This is a genomic window from Faecalibacterium sp. AF28-13AC, from assembly GCF_003478405.1.
GTDB lineage: Bacteria > Bacillota > Clostridia > Oscillospirales > Ruminococcaceae > Faecalibacterium > Faecalibacterium prausnitzii_E.
Genome location: NZ_QUFG01000007.1, coordinates 136851 through 154790, shown reverse-complemented (window position 1 = coordinate 154790; position 17940 = coordinate 136851). Strand labels below are relative to the sequence as shown.

17 protein-coding genes are annotated in these 17940 nt (G+C 59.8%); 9 read left to right on the top strand and 8 right to left on the bottom strand.

The features are described from left to right. The first annotated feature begins 85 nt into the window (after positions 1-85). The gene (locus DWY95_RS11640; RefSeq protein ID WP_118553619.1) at positions 86-832 is read left to right on the top strand and encodes a biosynthetic peptidoglycan transglycosylase; all 747 of its coding nucleotides are present in this window, start codon (positions 86-88) and stop codon (positions 830-832) included. A gap of 73 nt (positions 833-905) precedes the next feature. On the opposite strand, the gene DWY95_RS11635 is transcribed toward DWY95_RS11640, so the two are convergent. The 6 genes from DWY95_RS11635 to DWY95_RS17235 all read right to left on the bottom strand — a co-directional run bounded on the left by DWY95_RS11635 (position 906) and on the right by DWY95_RS17235 (position 6632). Continuing rightward, positions 906-1217 carry a helix-turn-helix domain-containing protein gene (locus DWY95_RS11635; RefSeq protein ID WP_097791973.1) on the bottom strand — a complete coding sequence of 104 codons (312 nt, stop codon included), beginning with the start codon at positions 1215-1217 and terminating at the stop codon, positions 906-908. A gap of 4 nt (positions 1218-1221) precedes the next feature. Then, the gene (locus DWY95_RS11630) at positions 1222-1560 is read right to left on the bottom strand and encodes a type II toxin-antitoxin system RelE/ParE family toxin (protein WP_097791972.1); all 339 of its coding nucleotides are present in this window, start codon (positions 1558-1560) and stop codon (positions 1222-1224) included. Positions 1561-1627: 67 nt separating this feature from the next. Then, complete coding sequence (locus DWY95_RS11625; protein WP_243082735.1) at positions 1628-4939, bottom strand: FtsX-like permease family protein; 3312 nt, start codon at positions 4937-4939, stop codon at positions 1628-1630. Between the two features lie 5 nt (positions 4940-4944). Beyond that, positions 4945-5649, bottom strand: coding sequence for an ABC transporter ATP-binding protein (locus tag DWY95_RS11620; RefSeq protein ID WP_097791970.1), 705 nt, complete (start codon positions 5647-5649; stop codon positions 4945-4947). Between the two features lie 100 nt (positions 5650-5749). Next, on the bottom strand, positions 5750-6343 hold the full coding sequence (locus DWY95_RS11615; protein WP_187116982.1) for a uridine kinase: 594 nt from the start codon (positions 6341-6343) through the stop codon (positions 5750-5752). Positions 6344-6485: 142 nt separating this feature from the next. Next, positions 6486-6632, bottom strand: a complete 147-nt coding sequence (locus tag DWY95_RS17235) for a hypothetical protein (RefSeq protein ID WP_187116981.1) — start codon at positions 6630-6632, stop codon at positions 6486-6488. 429 nt (positions 6633-7061) lie between these two features. Between DWY95_RS17235 and DWY95_RS11610 the strand changes: the two genes are divergently transcribed. From DWY95_RS11610 to DWY95_RS11575, 8 genes are all read left to right on the top strand, one after another. Further along, entirely contained in the window at positions 7062-7640 is a 579-nt protein-coding gene (locus DWY95_RS11610; RefSeq protein ID WP_118553617.1) for a DUF3793 family protein, read from the top strand. Between the two features lie 463 nt (positions 7641-8103). Continuing rightward, positions 8104-8319, top strand: a complete 216-nt coding sequence (locus DWY95_RS11605; RefSeq protein ID WP_097791966.1) for a FeoA family protein — start codon at positions 8104-8106, stop codon at positions 8317-8319. A gap of 77 nt (positions 8320-8396) precedes the next feature. Then, positions 8397-8618: a FeoA family protein gene (locus DWY95_RS11600; RefSeq protein ID WP_015565615.1), complete on the top strand. Its 222-nt coding sequence runs from the start codon at positions 8397-8399 to the stop codon at positions 8616-8618. Positions 8619-8643: 25 nt separating this feature from the next. Next, positions 8644-10845, top strand: a complete 2202-nt coding sequence (gene feoB / locus DWY95_RS11595; protein WP_118553616.1) for a ferrous iron transport protein B — start codon at positions 8644-8646, stop codon at positions 10843-10845. 31 nt (positions 10846-10876) lie between these two features. After that, positions 10877-11038, top strand: coding sequence for a FeoB-associated Cys-rich membrane protein (locus tag DWY95_RS11590; RefSeq protein WP_097791964.1), 162 nt, complete (start codon positions 10877-10879; stop codon positions 11036-11038). A 152-nt stretch (positions 11039-11190) separates the two neighbouring features. Further along, entirely contained in the window at positions 11191-11592 is a 402-nt protein-coding gene (locus tag DWY95_RS11585; protein WP_118553615.1) for a MarR family transcriptional regulator, read from the top strand. After that, the gene (locus DWY95_RS11580) at positions 11589-13319 is read left to right on the top strand and encodes an ATP-binding cassette domain-containing protein (RefSeq protein ID WP_118553614.1); all 1731 of its coding nucleotides are present in this window, start codon (positions 11589-11591) and stop codon (positions 13317-13319) included. The genes DWY95_RS11585 and DWY95_RS11580 overlap by 4 nt, the downstream gene beginning before the upstream one ends. Then, the gene (locus DWY95_RS11575; protein ID WP_118553613.1) at positions 13316-14986 is read left to right on the top strand and encodes an ABC transporter ATP-binding protein; all 1671 of its coding nucleotides are present in this window, start codon (positions 13316-13318) and stop codon (positions 14984-14986) included. The genes DWY95_RS11580 and DWY95_RS11575 overlap by 4 nt, the downstream gene beginning before the upstream one ends. A gap of 58 nt (positions 14987-15044) precedes the next feature. Here DWY95_RS11575 and DWY95_RS11570 read toward each other — a convergent pair whose 3' ends face one another. Further along, on the bottom strand, positions 15045-16118 hold the full coding sequence (locus DWY95_RS11570) for a GDSL-type esterase/lipase family protein (protein WP_118553612.1): 1074 nt from the start codon (positions 16116-16118) through the stop codon (positions 15045-15047). Positions 16119-16140: 22 nt separating this feature from the next. Beyond that, positions 16141-17877 carry a class I adenylate-forming enzyme family protein gene (locus DWY95_RS11565; protein WP_118553611.1) on the bottom strand — a complete coding sequence of 579 codons (1737 nt, stop codon included), beginning with the start codon at positions 17875-17877 and terminating at the stop codon, positions 16141-16143. Positions 17878-17940 lie beyond the last annotated feature (63 nt).

Below are 17940 nucleotides of genomic sequence, written 5' to 3'. Positions count from 1 at the left end.
GGCGGAATGTTCACAAAATCTGCTTGAAAAGAACGGTGAAATCGGGTAGGATAATACCATTCAGAAGGTGAAAGGAGCGAACGCGATGCGGACACTGAAGGATCTCCTCAAACGGCTGCTGTGCTGGGCGCTGCTGCTGGCACTGCTGGTGCTGGCTGCGGCGGGGACTGTGCTGGGGGTACAGGGCTGGAAACTCTACCGTGCCACCCAGCCCGAACTCCCGGCGGCGCAGCTGTACGAGACCCTCTCGGCCCGCCCCGGATTCACCACCTGCGATGCCATCCCCCAGACCTATATCGACGCCGTCATCGCCGTGGAGGACAGCCGGTTCGAGCTGCACCACGGCGTGGACCCGGTGGCCATCGTCCGGGCGCTGTGGACAGACCTGCGGACCCGCTCGCTGGCCGAAGGCGGCAGCACCCTGACCCAGCAGCTGGCAAAGAATATCTACTTCACGCAGGAAAAGCGCTTTGCCCGCAAGGCGGCGGAACTTTTCGCGGCGCTGGACATCGAAAAGCACTGCTCCAAGCAGCAGATCTTTGAGATGTACGTGAATACGATCTATTTCGGCAGCGGATGCTACGGCATCGCCGAGGCGGCGGAAGGCTACTTCGGCAAGACGCCTGCGGAGCTGACCTCCGCCGAATGCGTCCTGCTGGCGGGCCTGCCCAATGCGCCGTCCGCCTACTCGCCCCATTCCAGCCCGGAGCTGGCGCTCAAGCGCTCGCAGGTGGTGCTGGACCGGATGGTCTCCTGCAAAAAGCTCACAAAGACCCAGGCCAGAGAGCTGCAGGATGAGATCGCCGCGCTGCCGGTGCTGGCAAGAACCTGACAAGCAACAAGAAGACGACCCGCCGGAATCGTAAAAACGATCGACCGGCGGGTCGTCTTTTGGTTTCAGAGATTTAAGATTCCAGAACCAGCTGCCTTGCGCTGGAAGGATCTGCCCGGTAGAGACCAAGCAAACGGCAGGAGGGACCATTTGGGGTGTTGATGCCCTGTTCCCATGCTTCCACAGTCTTGGGGGAAACGCCCATCACAGAGGCGAAAATGACCTGTGTCATGCCGAGGTCCATCCGGATGCTCCTGATATCCGAAGCATTGAAATGCGGCACAGGCTCCACGCTGATTTTGTGGACGCGCGCTTCTTTGCAGGTCCCCTTTGTATATGCGACGGCTTCATTCAATCCCTGAAGAATGCTTTCGTATACGTTCATCCAATCAACTCCTTACGGTGTGTTCCAGGCATTCGATGACTTTGCGGATGTTGTTTCGTTCCGCTTTGCTGAGATTTTCTTTTTCGTTTTTGGGATAGGCGGTGATCAGAAAGACCGTTTCCCGAAGGACGAAATCAACGTAGCAGACCCGCGCACTTCCGCTTTTTCCACGATTTTCGAAAGCAAAGCGAAGTTTGCGCAGTCCGCCGGTGCCCTGCATCAATGCACCGGCTTCCGGGTCTTGCAGGATCAGGTTTTCCAAACGGCGCAGATCTTCATCAGAAAGGCCCATGCTTTTCCAGTTCTTGTCAAATTCTGGAAGGATGATAAAGGTACGCTGCATGGGATTGCTCCTTTCCATTTTCTGATTCTATTATACTCCGATTCAATAGGAGATGCAAGTGGGAAGATCATTCTGGTGCTTTCATGCTTTCGACCATGCTGATGTTCCGGACATGGCGGCGCATGAGGCGGCAGACGACGACGGTGAAGAAGAGGGTGAGGGCTACGCTGAACAGGTAGCTGCGGGGCGCGATGGAGCGGATGAACATCATCTGGTCCATTTCCACGGTGCGGACGATGAACTGATGCAGTGGCACACCCAGCGCAAGGCCCACCAGCGACCCGATGAGGGCCAGCAGGTCGATCTCGCGGAAGATGTAGCGGTAGACCTCGTTGTCGAAGAAGCCCAGCACCTTGATGGTGGCCAGCTCCTTTTTGCGCTCGCCAAGGTTCACGCTGATGAGGTTGTAGAGCACCACGGCGGCCAGCGCAGCGGCACAGACGATGATCAGGATGACCACATAGTTCAGGCAGCCGATGAGGTTGTCGAACATTTCGGTCGTGTCCTCCATGAAGGAGACGCCGCTGACGTAATTGCAGGCCAGCAGGTCGGTGCGCAGGGTGTTGCGGTCGTCCGAGGTGGGGCAGTCGGTCTGGCCGTAAACGGTGTTCCACTCCGGCAGGGTGCCGCCCGTCAGCGTCCGGAGCTGCGCCTGCGAGAGGTACAGCCGGGTGAAGACGTAGTTCTCGGTGATGCCGGTCAGGGTCAACGTTTTGCGGCTGCCGTCGCTGGTCTCTACCTCAAAGGTGTCGCCCACCGCAAGGTCCAGGCTCTCGGCGGTCTTCTCGGTCAGGATGGCACTGCTGTCGTCAAAGGGGATGGCCTTGTGCCCCTGCCGGGTGCGGAAGGTGAAATATGCGGTCATCTGGCTCTCGTCTTCTGCCGTCACGATGCTTACGGTCTGCTTGTCGCCGCTGGCATTGTAGATGGTCACGCTCTTATTGTAGAAACGGCCCCAGCTGGTTACATCGGCGCTGGAATCCAGCACATCGCCCAGACCGTGTTCCACGGAAAAGGCTCGGACGTCGCTGTACGAGATGGTCAGGTCGCTGTGGTTCAGCTCGGTGGTCTGGCGGTTGAGCATGGGCAGGATGGAATCCTGGATGCCAAAGCCGATGAGCAGCAGGGCCGTGCAGCCCGCCACGCCCAGCACGGTCATGAAGAAGCGCTTCTTATACCGGAACAGGTTGCGAGCCGTGGTCTTCTGGGAAAAGCTCATGTGCCTCCACAGCGGGGTGATGTATTCGAGGAGGATGCGCTTGCCGGCCACCGGTGCGCGGGGCAGGAGCAGGGCGGCGGTCTTCTCGCGCAGGCTGGCGCGGCAGGCCTCCCAGGTGGTGATGCCGATGACGGCCGCACTGAGCAGGACGCTTCCCACGGCCATGCCGGGGTAGAATTGCAGGGTGAAGGTGGGCAGGCGGAACACCATGGTCTGATAGGCCTGCCAGATGATGGTGGGGAAGACGACGAAGCCCACCGCCATGCCCAGGATGCTGCCCAGGATGCTGGAGGCCAGGCCGTAGAACAGGTACTTGCCCGCAATGGCGGTGTTGGAGTAGCCCAGCGCTTTCAGGGTGCCCATCTGCAGGCGGTTCTCGTCCACCATGCGGGTCATGGTGGTGGAGGCCACCAGTGCCGCCACCAGGAAGAAGAACACGGGGAAGACCCGTGCGATGGCGTCCATCCGGTCGGCATACTGCTCAAAGGTGACGAAGCTCATGGTGCTGTTCCGGTTGAGGACGTACCACTCGCCGTTCTGGATGTCCGAGATCTGCTCTTCGGCATCGTCGATCTGCTTCTGGCCGTCCGCAAGCTTCTGCTCCGCCTCGGCTTTCTGCGTTGCGTATTCGGTGCGGGAGGCGTCCAGCTGCTCTTTGCCGGTATCGTATTCGGCCCAGCCGTCATCCAGCCGGGTGCGGGCATCGGCGAGCTGCTGTTCGGCGGCAGCAAAGGCGGAATAGGCAGAGGCAGTGCCGGTGGAAAGCCCCAGCTGGCCCTGCATCAGTTCCAGCTTCATCTTCCGCAGAGCGGCTTTGGCCTCGGTGACGAGTTCCGTATTGGAAAGGCTGGGCGAGGAGAGGAGCCCCTGGGCATACATCTGCCGCTTGCCCTCGTCCAGCTGCTGCTGGTAGCCGTTGAGCTGGGCGTAGATGCTGTCGTAGGCGGCCTGTGCCTTGGCGAGGGCATCCCGTAGCTCAGTGTATTCTTCGTCGGCGGGTTCGGCCTCGTCGAGCGCTTTCTGCGCGTTGTGGAGTGCGGCCTCGGCATAGGTCAGCAGCGGGTCGGCCACCTGCTTCAGGTTGACCAGAAGTTCGATCTGCTGGAGCTGATCTTCAAATTCCAGGATCTGCTCCTCGCCGTCCAGCACCTTGTCCGCACCGCTCTGCATGGTGTCGGGCAGGGCGGCTTTCTGCTGGGCCAGCTGCGCTTTGCCGGAGGTGTACTCTGCTTCGCCCTGCTCCAGCTGCGCTTTGGCGGCGGTGAGCTGGGCTTCGGCCTCGTCGAGCTTCTGCTCGGCCTGTGCAAACTGGCGTTCGGCCTCTGCTTTCTGCTCGTCGTAGGTCTGCTTGGCATCGGCCAGTTTGGCAGTGGCGTCGTCGATGAGGGCTTCCCGGCGGGTGGTGCACTGTGCGCCGCTGATGGCGGTCAGCCGGTCGGCGACGGCGTCCACGGCTGCCTGGTATTCATCGGAATAATTGTCATACTGATCGGCGTTTTCGGCCTTGATATAACAGACGGTGTAATAATCGGCAGTCAGCTGACCGTCCGAGACGTAGACGATGGCGTCCAGAACGCCGTCGCCGGCGGTGGAAGTCTCCTGGTCGGAGGAAAAATGCAACGGGTCCTGCACCTGCCCCACCACGGTATAAGAGGTGCGGGCGAGGCCGTCGGTGCCGTCCGGCAGGGTCAGCGTGGTGCCGATGGGGATCTCTTCCCCGTGGCCCATGACATGCACGACGCATTCGTCGGCAGCTTCGGGCATCCGTCCTGCCAGCAGCAGCGGGCGGTTCATATTCTCGGCCGTGTCGGCATCGGGGTCTGCCGGGAGCTGCTGGATGCGCAGGACAGCGGGCTGGTCGGTGCTGGACCAGCGGCCCTCGGCGTCCAGATACTTCACCGGCTGGACCACTGTGACGCCCTCGGTCGCAGCAATGGCGTCGATGTCGTCCTCGGAAAGGCCGAGGGTGGAGAGGACGCGCAGGTCGAATACGTTCTGCTGTACGTAATATTTCTGCCCGGCGATCCGCATACTGGGCGCAAAGCTGGCAAGGCCCGTCAGGATCATCACGCCCAGCGCCACGATGCCGAACAGGGACAAAAACCGGCTCAGGTTGCCCCTGAGATCCCGGAGGATGTTTTTTCGATAACTTTTCTGCACAAGAATCACCACTCGATCTGTTCCACGGGCACAGGGTGCTCGTTGACCTGGTTGGACAGGATCTGCCCGCTCTTCACCTGAATGATGCGGTCGGCCATGGCTGTCAGGGCTGTGTTGTGGGTGATGACGATGACGGTGCGGCCCGTCTCGCGGCAGGTGCGCTGCAGCAGAGCCAGCACCTGTTTGCCGGTCTTGTAGTCCAGCGCACCGGTCGGCTCATCGCAGAGCAGGAGCTTCGGATTTTTGGCGAGGGCGCGCGCAATGGAGACGCGCTGCTGTTCACCGCCAGAAAGCTGGGCCGGGAAGTTGTTCAGCCGCTCGCCGAGGCCGACGCTTTCCAGCGTGGCTTTGGGGTCCAGCGGGTCGCGGCAGATCTCGCTGGCCAGTTCTACGTTTTCCAGCGCCGTCAGATTCTGCACGAGGTTGTAGAACTGGAAGACGAATCCGACGTCATACCGCCGGTATTGGGTCAACTCTTTCTCGGAGAACCGACTTACATCCTGCCCGTCGAGCCAGACATGGCCCTCGTCGCAGGTGTCCATGCCGCCGAGGATGTTCAGCAGGGTGGTCTTGCCTGCACCGGACGGCCCGACGATGATGCAGAACTCGCCCTTATCCACGTAAAAATTCAGGCGGTCCGCTGCGGCGATGCGGACACTGCCTGTCTGGTAGTATTTGGAAACATTTTCAAATTCCACGAAGTGTTCCATAATGCTTCTCCTTGCCTTGGGAAATCAAGTTTATTCCAATATAACTATACCATAATTCCCACAGGTTGGCGGGAAAAATCGCCGCAAATTTTCAAAAACTTCATAAATTTGTAGGATCCCAGAGGAGGTCAGCCAGCGCTTCGATGCGGCACTGCGCAAAGTAGGCCTCTTCCAGAGGAATCCACCGAAGGACAAAGTTTTCGTAGCGTTCGCCTTCCCGCGCCTGCAAACGGCGGGCCTGTTCTTCTTTGGAACAGGTGACGAACACTTTGAGGTCATAAAAGCCTGCAAGAATCGGGTGGTGGCTGTAGCTGCCCTCCAGTATATAGAGCAGTGCGGGCGGCACGCACTGTTCCGGCAGATAGGCACCCTTCCGGCAGGCGTACGCCCGGCTGCGTACCGCGGCCCCGGCCTGTGCCGGAACGAGCACTTCCTCCCGCAGGCGGGTCAGATCCATATTGGCGCAGGGCGTTTCGGCCCAGTTCGGGATGCGCTGTGCCGGGGGAAGATAGTAGTCGTCGGTATGGAAGATGGCGCTGCCCGGAAACTGTTCTGCCAGCTGTGCCGCCAGCGTCGTTTTGCCGCTGCCGCAGCGACCGTCCAGCGCGATGAGCACGGGCCGCTCCGGGTGGGCCTCCAGCAGGGAGACGATGGTCTGGGTGAGAGATGAAAAATCCGAAGGGATCAAACGCATACCGAAATGCTCTCCTTGACAAATCGTAAGAAATTGACTATACTACAAATAGAAAAGGCGCTGTCTGCAAAGTGGTCAGCTCCTTTACCGGCAAGCGTTAAAAAGTAACGACCGCTCTAGTTGGGGAACTGTGAGGCGGTCGTTACTTTTTATTGCGTTTGGAATAGTGTTTGGCCTTGGGCTTGTCCCGAAAGACATCCTTTGAGATCATCCAGGTTACCTGCGTAACGCCGATGACAACGTCTGCAATCAAATGCAGTATGTTCACAACAGTATTCAAAACATCCATGTTGGACTCCTCCGTTCAGGTTGGGTGTGGTTGACATGCAAACATCCCGGAGAAGATAAAAAGCAGACCTCCTCCGGATTTGACGCCGGAAAGAAGCCCGACCACCTGCAATGCAGACAGCGCACCACTATTGCTAGTGAATTCTATCATTATAACACGGATTTCGGCGCTTTTCAACGAGCGCGGCGCTCCGGCGGGCGGGGCGGCGCAAAAAGAGAAAATGAAAAACTTTTCAAAAACCCTTGACACCTCTCCGAAGCTATGGTAAGATAATGCCACGTTAGAAATAACTAACCACAAAGCGGTCCGTATCAGGAACCGCGTTCTTTTTGAACTTGAGGTTAGATAAATCTAACTGTGAAGCTCTGCATAGTCTGGATGCACAGCGGGAATGCTTTTCTTAAACCAAGCAACGGAGGAAAACCGGCCATGGAGCGTAATTTTGAGACCGTGATGATCGAACAGTGCTCGCCGGTGCTGGCAGGCCTGAAGGCCGCCGGACTCTTCCGCTATGAGACGCAGGACTGCAAAGATCTTGCCGAGCGGGTGCGCGGCTGGAACGCGCGGCTGGGTGAGAAGGGCCTCCGGGTCCGGGTTCTCAAGGGCTGCACCCGCACCCACCGGTATCTGGTCTATGTCTACCGGGAGAGCCGCCTGCGCGAAGTGCTTTCGGATGAGGATGTCCGTGCATTTCTGGTGCAGGAAGGCTACCGTCTGCCCGAAGGGCCGGACGACTGCGAACCGCTGCTGCGGCAGCTGTCGCGGCGGTTGTGCTGCGAGGCAGAGTTTCCGCATGAGATCGGCGTATTTCTGGGCTACCCGCTCACCGATGTGGTGGGCTTCATCGAGAATCAGGGCCGCAACTTTACCTGCTGCGGCTGCTGGAAGGCCTATGGCGACCGCGATGCCGCCGAGCGCCTGTTTGCCCAGCTGAACAAGTGCACCAGAGTATACCTGCGCCTGTTCCACAGCGGCACCCCGATCTTCCGCCTTGCCGTGGCGGCCTGAAACTGACATTTCCTACCAATACTCTCTTTTTATCCTGGCGCCTGCCGGAGACACCACGCCCCGGCGGGAAAGATCCTCCTTTTGACACGCGGCCGCCCGTTGCAGTCTGACCCCTGCACCGGGCGGCTGTGTCATATCCGGACAGGTGCGTCGGATGGGCGGTGGTACGTTGATTGCGGAGAGAACCTGACGCTCCGAAGAAACACGAACGGCTGGAATGTTCGCGAGCGTTCTTGTTAAAAATAGCAAAAATTGAACAAAACAGGAAGAAACAATCTGTTTGTTCCTACGAACTAACTGTAAATTATGAAAAAATTATTGACAAGAAAGGTTAGTAAGAGTAAACTATCCATGCTGATAGTCACGACTGACTAACCGGCATCGAAACTTCCCCCGACCGGAGGAACCTCACAGAACGCTGTGCGGGATGTGAAACATTGTGACATAAGGGAGTGGACGAAAGATGATGCCTTTGACGATGGCCAAGGCGGGCGAGACCGTCACCATTCAAAAGATCACCGGCAAGGACGAGGTGCGTCTGCATCTGGCAGAACTCGGCTTTGTGGTGGGCAGCGATGTGACTGTGGTCAACGAGATCGCGGGCAACCTGATCGTGCAGGTCAAGGAAAGCCGCCTGGCGCTCGATAAGACGATGGCCAACCGCATTCTGATCGGCTAAACAGCGGCAGCGCTGTTTGGGACCTGCTCCGACACTGGAATGGTCTCTGAAGAAAAGACAAGTAGAGGAGGATTTACATGAAGACTTTGAAAGACGTCAAGGTCGGCGAAACGGCCACCGTGGCACGCCTGCACGGCGAAGGCCCGGTCAAGCGCCGCATCATGGACATGGGCATCACCAAGGGGGTCGAGATCTATGTCCGCAAGGTGGCACCTCTGGGTGACCCCATGGAACTGACCGTGCGCAACTACGAACTGAGTGTGCGCAAGGCCGACGCTGAAATGATCGAAGTGGTTTGATCCGAACAGAGAGGAAAGGAACACAATGAGCATTAAGATCGCATTGGCCGGCAACCCGAACTGTGGCAAAACGACCCTGTTCAACAATCTGACCGGCTCCAACCAGTACGTCGGCAACTGGCCCGGTGTTACTGTCGAAAAGAAGGAAGGCAAGCTGAAGGGCGAGAAAGACGTCATCATTCAGGACCTGCCCGGTATCTATTCGCTGTCTCCCTACACCCTGGAAGAGGTCGTCTCCCGTACCTATCTGGTCAAGGAGAAGCCCGACGCCATCCTGAACATCATCGACGGCACCAACATCGAGCGCAACCTGTACCTGACCACCCAGCTGATCGAGCTGGGCATCCCGGTGGTCATGGCGGTCAATATGATCGACCTGGTGCGCAAGAACGGTGACAAGATCGACCTGAAGAAGCTGAGCAAAGAGCTGGGCTGCCAGGCCGTCGAGATCAGCGCGCTGAAGGGCGAGGGCACCGAAGCGGCCGCCAAGGTTGCCATCGCCGCTGCAAAGGCGGGCAAGGCCTCCGAGGAGCTGCCTCATGTCTTCACCGGCAGCGTGGAGCACGCCATTGCCCACATCGAGGAGTCCATTCAGGGCAAGGTGGATGACCGCTTCCTGCGCTGGTACGCTGTCAAGCTGTTTGAGCGCGACGACAAGGTCCAGGACGAGCTGAAGCTCGACAAGAGCCTACTGGCTCACATTGATGACCACATCAAGGATTGCGAGAACGAGATGGATGATGACGCCGAGAGCATCATCACCAACCAGCGTTATGCCTATATCAACACCGTGGTCGAAAAGGCCGTCAAGAAGAAGGCCCGCGTGGAGCACCTGACCGTTTCCGATAAGATCGACCAGATCGTGACCAACCGTGTGCTGGCTCTGCCCATCTTCGCACTGGTCATGTATCTGATGTACTCCCTGTCCATGGGCACCTCCATCGCGGATGGCGGTTGGGCTATCGGTACCTTTGCGACCGACTGGACCAACGATGTGCTGTTCGGTGAGATCGTGCCCAACGCACTGGGCGGCTTTTTGGAGAGCATCGGCGTGGCAGGCTGGCTGTACGGCCTGATCATGGACGGCATCGTCGCCGGTGTCGGCGCAGTCCTGGGCTTCGTTCCCCAGATGCTGGTGCTGTTCTTCCTGCTGTCCATCCTGGAGGATGTCGGCTATATGTCCCGTGTCGCCTTCATCATGGACCGCATCTTCCGCAAGTTTGGCCTGTCCGGTAAGAGCTTCATCCCCGTGCTGGTCGGCACCGGCTGCGGCGTTCCGGGCGTCATGGCTTCCCGTACCATCGAGAACGAGCGTGACCGCCGCATGACCATCATGACCACCTGCTTCATCCCCTGTGGCGCAAAGATGCCCATCATCGGCCTGATCGCAGGTGCTATGTTCGGCGGCTCTTCTCTGGTGGCTGTTTCTGCTTACTTCATTGGTATGGCTGCCATCATCTGCTCCGGTGTCATCCTGAAAAAGACGAAGCTGTTTGCCGGTGATCCCGCTCCCTTCGTTATGGAGCTGCCCGCTTATCATGTGCCTGCATGGGGCAACGTGTTGCGGGCAACGTGGGAGCGCGGCTGGTCCTTCATCAAGCGTGCTGGTTCCGTCATTCTGATTGCAACCGTCGCCATCTGGTTCCTGCAGGGCTTCGGCTTCGAGAACGGTGCGTTCGGCATGGTTGAGGATCAGGACAACTCCGTTCTGGCGGCAATCGCCACCAAGATCGCCTGGATCTTTGCACCTCTGGGCTTTGGCAACTGGAAAGCAACCGTCGCTTCCGTGTCCGGCCTGATCGCCAAGGAGAACGTCGTTGGTACCTTCGGCGTCCTGTATCACTTCGGCGGTGAGCTGTCTGAGAACGGCGATGAGATCTGGGCTGCGGTTGCACAGGATTACACTGCACTGTCTGCTTACGCCTTCATGATCTTCAACCTGCTGTGTGCTCCCTGCTTCGCGGCAATGGGTGCCATCAAGCGTGAGATGAACAACGGTAGATGGACCGCCATCGCCATCGGCTACATGTGCGCTCTGGCTTACTGCGTTGCGCTGGTCGTGTATCAGCTGGGCGGCATCATTTCCGGTGAGGTCGGCTTCAACTTCTTCACCATCGTTGCAGTCGTCATCCTGGTGGCCTTCATCTATCTGCTGGTCCGCCCCAACAAGTACACGGGCATCAATGAGGTCAGCATCGACACCAAGAAGCTCACGGCAAACAAGTAAATTGGTTCTGTTTTGAAAGGAGTGCATTGTTATGATGGAATTTCTGGCAGCAAACTTCAATCTGCCGACCATTATCGTAGCGGCGATCGTGTTCGGCTGTGTGGGCTGGATCACCTGGCACTCCCACAAGCACGGCGGCGGCTGCGGCGGGTGCTCCGGTGATTGCGGGCACTGCAACGGCGGCTGTCACTGAGGAAACCGCAGGGCGCGGGTCGAAAAGCAAATCGGCCCGCGCCCTTTTTTAGAAAAATAAAAGTTAGCTTTGGATAACATTTCCAGGCCTCTCCGGCAATGCGCTACCGTGCCGGAGAGGTTGAAAATCCCGATGAAAAGAGTGTGATAAGCATGGAACTGACACCGGCGCATCTGCGGTATCTGCTGGCGATCTATGAGGTGTCGCAGACCCATCTGGACATCTGCTCCCGCAGCATTGCGGAAAAGCTGAATGTGACCAAGCCCTCGGTGGTGCGGATCATGAACCTGCTGATGGACCACGGCATGATCGTCAAGGAGCACTACGGCAAGATCTACCTGACCGACCGCGGCATCTTTGTGGCCAGAGCAGTGAAGGAACAGCTGGAAACGGTGCTGGCAAACTTTCCGCCCGTGAAGATCGACCTGACCGAGGAGGAGCGCTGCACGGCCGCGCTGGCCCTGACCTCGGCACTGCCGGAGCGGGCCTTTACCGGCGCATACGACCGCATGTTCGGCCCGGACGCCAGCGAAGACACGGAGGCGGTATCGTGATCAACAAAAAACTGATCGCCTTTGACCGGGGTGCCATGCGCTTTGTGGGCGCAAATGTGGCGTTCCAGTGGCTGGGGATGCTCTGCAACATCATCTTTGTGCGGGCCGTTGCCCAACTGGTGGGAGCCGTCTTTGCGGGCGAGCTGACCCACGAGATGCTGCGGCAGGACTTTGTGCTCTGTCTGTTCACCATCCCGCTGCGGTATGTCTTCACCCTGCTGGCATCCAGCATGAGCGACTGCGCCTCCAAGGATGTCAAGCGCACCCTGCGCAGCAAAATTTATGAAAAACTCACACGCCTGGGTGCGGGCTACAGCGAGACCATCGCCACCAGTGAGGCCGTCATGCTGGCCAGCGAGGGCGTGGAGCAGATCGACACCTACTTCGCAAAGTATCTGCCCCAGCTGTTCTACAGCCTGCTGGCCCCGGTCACCCTCTTCGTGCTGCTGGTGGGCGTCCATGCGCGGTCGGCCATCATCCTGCTGTGCTGTGTGCCGCTGATCCCCATGTCCATTGTGGCGGTGCAGAAATTCGCCAAAAAGCTGCTGGACAAATACTGGGGCGAATACACCACCCTCGGCGACAGCTTTCTGGAAAACATCCAGGGCCTGACCACCCTGAAGATCTACCAGGCCGACGGCTGGAAGCATGAGGAGATGAACCGGCAGGCCGAGCGCTTCCGGAAGATCACGATGAAAGTGCTGACCATGCAGCTGAACTCCGTCACCCTCATGGACCTGATGGCCTACGGCGGTGCGGGGCTGGGCATCATCAGCGCGGTGGCGGCGTTTGCCAAAGGGCAGATCACCCTGACGGCGGCGCTGACCATCCTTCTGCTGGCGGCAGATTTCTTCCTGCCGCTCCGCCTGCTGGGCAGCTACTTCCACATCGCGATGAACGGAGCAGCCTCGGCAGAGAAGATCTTCCGTCTGCTGGCGGCGGACGAGCCTGCCGACGGCACACAGGAGGCAGGGGAGGATACCACCCTGAAGCTGGACCACGTGACCTTTGGCTACGAGAACGACCGCACGATCCTCCACGATGTCTCGCTGTGCATCCCGCAGGGCAGCTTCGTCTCGCTGGTGGGCGAGTCCGGCTGCGGCAAAAGCACCATTGCGGCCATTCTATCCGGTGCCCGCACCGGATACACGGGCAGCGTGACGCTGGGCGGTGTGCCGGTGCAGACGCTCCGGGAAGAGAGCCGCCTGCGCACCTTGACGGTCGTGCCGCACAATGCGGCAATCTTTAAGGGAACGGTCGGTTCCAACCTGCGGATGGCAGCGCCCGCTGCAGATGATGCCGCACTCTGGGCCGCGCTGGAAGAGGTGAACCTCGCCGCATTCTGCCGCAGCCAGCAGGGGCTGGACACCCCGCTGCATGAGGGCGGCTCAAACCTGTCCGGCGGGCAGCGCCAGCGTCTGGCCATGGCCCGTGCGCTGCTGCACGACTCGCCCATCTACCTCTTCGACGAAGCCACCTCCAATGTGGACGCCGAGAGTGAAAACGACATCATGGCGGCCATCCGCAAGCTGGCGGGGAAGAAGACGGTCATCCTCATCTCCCACCGCCTGGCCAATGTGGTGGACAGCGACTGCATCTACGTCATGGACGGCGGCCGCATCGCCGAGCAGGGAAAACACGAGGCCCTGCTGGCCGAAGGCGGCGTTTACAGCTGCCTGTACAACGCCCAGAAACAGCTGGAAGACCTTGGGGAGGTGAGCGCATGAACGCACCGAAAAAACGCAGTCCGTTTGCGATCGTCCGGCGGCTCATCGTGCTGGTCCGGCCGATGCTGCCTGTGATGCTGGCTGCCATCGCGATGGGTGTGGCGGGATACTTCTGCGCCACCTTCATCACCATCTTCGGCGGCTTCGGCCTGCTGGCCGCCGCCGGGCTGGAAAGCCCCATCCCCTCGGTGGGCACCGTCTTTGTCTGCATCTTAGTGTTTGCGCTGCTGCGCGGTGTGCTGCGGTATGCCGAGCAGGCATCCAACCATTATATCGCCTTCAAGCTGCTGGCCCTCATCCGCGATCGGGTCTTTGGAGCGCTCCGCCATCTGAGCCCCGCCAAGCTGGAGGGCCGCGACCGCGGCGACCTCATCAGCCTGATCACCGCCGACATCGAGCAGCTGGAAGTTTTTTATGCCCACACCATCTCGCCGGTCTGCATCGCGGTGGTCTGTGTCGTCGGCATGACCTGCTTCACGGCCCGGTATCATCTGCTGCCGGCACTGGTGCTGCTGGCGGGCTACCTGCTGGTGGGCGCGGCCCTGCCTGTGTGGTCGGCCAGACGCGGTGACAAAGCCGCCCGCGCCTACCGCCAGACCCTTGCCGACACCAACAGCTATATGCTGGAAAACCTGCGCGGCCTGCGGGATACGCTGCAATATCAGGACACCGCCAACCGCGCCGAGGGCATTGCGGCCCACAGCGAGGCGTTGGGGGAGAAGCAGAAGGCGTTGAAGTACCGTGAGGGCGTGACGGTGGGTGCCACCAACACCCTCATCCTGCTGACCGTCCTGGCCGTGCTGGGGGTCAGCCTCCATCTGGAACAGAGCGGTGCGCTGGATGCCAGCGGGGTGCTGGTCTGCACGCTGGCTGCACTGAGCTCCTTCGGCCCGGTGGTGGCGCTGGCCAACCTTGGCGCAAGCCTGACCCAGGTGTTTGCCAGCGCCGACCGTGTGCTGGACCTGCTGGACGAAGAACCGGTCACGGCCGACGTGACCGATGGGGCCGACACGGCCTTTGCCGGTGCCGAGGCCCGGAAGGTCCGCTTCGCTTACGCGGACGAGGAGGTCCTGCACGACCTGAGCCTGACCATCCCCGAACGGAAGATCGTGGGCATCACGGGCCGCTCCGGCAGCGGAAAATCCACCTTCCTGCGGCTGTTGCTCCGCTTCTGGGATGTTTCCAGCGGCAGCATCCGCTTTGGTGCGGAGGACATCCGCCGCGTGAATACCGCTGCACTGCGGGCACAGGAGAGCCTTGTGACGCAGGAGACGGAACTGTTCGACGACACCATCGAGAACAATATCAAAATTGCCCGGCGCGATGCTACCCGTGCCGAGGTAGAAGCGGCCTGCAAAAAGGCGGCGCTGGACGGCTTCATCCGGAAGCTGCCCAAGGGCTACGATACCCCCGTGGGCGAGCTGGGCGGTGCCCTCTCCGGCGGCGAGCGCCAGCGCATCGGCGTGGCCCGCGCCTTCCTCCACGATGCACCCTTCCTCCTGCTGGACGAGCCGACCTCCAACCTCGACAGTCTGAATGAGGGCATCATCCTCAAGGCGGTGCGGGACGAGTGCAGGGAAAAGACCGTTCTGCTGGTCTCCCACCGCAAGTCCACCATGGCCGTGGCCGATGTCAGCTTCTCGGTCGAGAGCGGCCGGCTGAGCTGAAGAATAGCATGAAAAAACGCCCCGAACCGTGACGTTCGGGGCGTTTTTATGTTCGGGATCAGCCGTTCTGGATGGCCTTCACGATCTTCTTGGCAATGTACTTGTGGCCGGAGACGGTGGGGTGGCCGTCCAGCTCCGTCTGAGCGTAGGGCACCGCCACGTAGTCGATGTCATAGACCTCGGCGAGCTGCTTCTGGAACTTGTTGAGCTTGTTGAAATAATTACTCCAGCTGGGCAGCAGGGGAACGGGGTTGGTGGCACCGATGAGCAGGATCTGTGCGTCCGGGTTCAGGGCGCGGACGGTCTCGACAACGGAGCGGATGTTCGCAGTGCTGACGGGGTAGGCGTTGGTGCAGATCTTGCTCATGCCGGAGGTGACGAGGTTCCACACCGCGTCCGTCTCACTTTTGGTGAGCTTGAGCTTCTTCATGCTGGCCTGGAAGGCGGCCCTGGTCTCCGGGTCCTTGCTGCGCAGGTTGCCGCTCAGCACGATGGAGGCGAGGTCTTCGCTCTTCCAGTTGGTGGCGTTGCCAATGGCAACGACCGTGGGCACGAAGGCATCATTGGAGCCCATCTGGATGGAGATGATGTCGGCCTCCTTGAGGTACTCCACGATCTCCGGGTAATCGTACTGGCAGCCGGAGAGCGTGTTCATCTCGCTCATCTTGCCGGTCTTGACCAGCTCGACGAGGTCGGCGCTCATCAGGCCGGGCAGGCCGAGGTTGATGGCGTGGTCGCGGTCCAGACCGAGGGTCTGAGCGACCTGGCCCACATAGCAGGTATCCGGGTAGCCCTTGAAGTTGTAGGAGACGTCCACACCCATCAGGTTGTGGGAGTACTGCACGTTGGTCAGGCCGACACCGGCGCAGATGCTGTCGCCCAGTGCAACATACAGGGGCTGCTTTTCCTCTTCGGGTTCCGCCGTTTCGTCGGCGGCTTCGCCCTCGGTGGTCTCAGGCTTCTGTTCTGCGGCGGGCTTGCGGAAGAGGGAGTTCTCCTCTTCTTCCACAGCCTCTGCGGCAGCGGGTTCGGGTTCAGACCCGGTCAGCGGCTCTTCTGCAAAGGCAGAGATGCTGAACCCGGCAAAGAGCATAGCCGCCGAAAGGGCAAGGCTGATGAGTTTTTTCTTCATGGGGACAGGGACTTCCTTTCTATCAGTAATCGCGGGAGGTGATCTCCGTTTCGAGCTTGCGGTAATCGAACTTGCCCACAGGGGTCATGGGCATGGCGTCGAGGAACTTGTAGCCCACGGGCTGGACGTATTCGGGCAGCTCCTCGGCGCACATCTGGCGCAGCTCCTTGATGATCTGGCGCTTTTTGGCGGAAGCAGCGGCCTCCGGCTTCAGCACCACAAAGACGAAGGGCAGGCGGCCCTGCACATGGTCCTTGTCGGTGCAGCCCACCACGGAACACTGGTGGACGGCGGGGTGCTGGCTGATGACGTTTTCGATCATCGAGGGGAAGACCTTGAAGCCGTCGTGGCGGATGATGAGGCGTTTGATGCGGCTGTCGAGGTAGACGAAGCCGTCCGCATCCATGTAGCCCACGTCGCCGGTGTGGGCCCACACCGTGCCGTCTTCGTGGGTGCGCAGGATGTTCGCGGTCTCTTCGGGCTTGCCGTAGTAGCCCTTCATCATGGAGGGGCTGCAGATGCACAGTTCGCCCCGCTCGCCGATGGGCAGTTCCTTGGTGGTGCCTGGCTCAAACACCGACACAAGGGTGTTCACCATGGGGATGCCCACGCTGCCGGGCTTGGTGATGGTGCCGGCGGCGATGGTGGCAGCGGAGGAGACCTCCGTCATGCCGTAGCCCTTGGCAAGGGGGTACTCCACGTTGTGGGCAGCAAGGAAGTCGTTCACCGCCTTTTCTGCGCCGATGGAGATAGAGTCGCCGCCGGCAGCGTAGTTGCGGATGAAGGACAGATCCTTGTTTTTCAGCTTGGGGTCAGCGGCCATCTGCTGGTAGTGAGAAGGCACACCGAACATGTGTTCGGGCTTGTGCTTCAACAGAAGGCTGCCGAGCTTGGCGGGGTCCAGATTCGGGACGATGACGACCTTCAGCCCCAGGGCCAGCGGCATGTGGACGCCGCAGGCGTAGCCATAGGCGATGAAGGGGGGCATGACGTTTAGGAGCGTCTGCCCCTTCCGGAACAGGGCATGCCATGCGGCAAACTGCTGCGCGATGGCGTTGAAGTTCCGGTCCGTCAGCATGACGCCCTTGGGGGAGCCGGTGGTGCCGCCGGTGTGGACCACCACACAGGCATGGTCGGGGTCATAGGGTTCGCCGGATGTGCTGGCGTCCTGCCCGTTTGCGATGAACTGCTTCCACATCAGGGTATTGGAGTCGTACTTGTTGCGGTCGGGATTGGAGACCTTGTAGCCGATGGCCAGCGGCAGGGGCAGCGAGTCGGCCGGGGAAAGCACAATGACCCGCTCCACATGGGTGCGCCGGGCGGCCTGACGGCAGCGGTCATACACCACGTTCAGGCAGATCAGCAGATGAGAATCCACTTCCTCGATGTACTCATGGATGCCGTCGGCGCTGTACCGGGGGTCCACCAGATTCAGGGTCGCACCGATGCGGTCGGCGGCGTAGAACGCATAGATGACCTCAGGGGTCATCACGCTGACCACGGTGATGATATCACCCTTTCGGACGCCTGCCGCCCGGAAGGCAGCAGCGGTCTTCTTGGTGTTCACGATGAGGTCTGCATAGGTGAACTTCCGGCCATAATATTCAAGGGCCGTTTCCGACAGGCGGTTCTTGTTCTGCTGCCGGACAAAGTCGAAAGCAGAACATTCCGGCATCGGCTGGTCGATGTAATTGGGGTCGTAATATTTGAGCCACGGGCGAGCCTGTGACGCATAGAGAACCTTGCTGGTCGTTGTCATAAAACCTATCCTTTTGTTAAAAATTGTACAATGCGTTCGTTGCTATTGTAGTAAAGACACCGG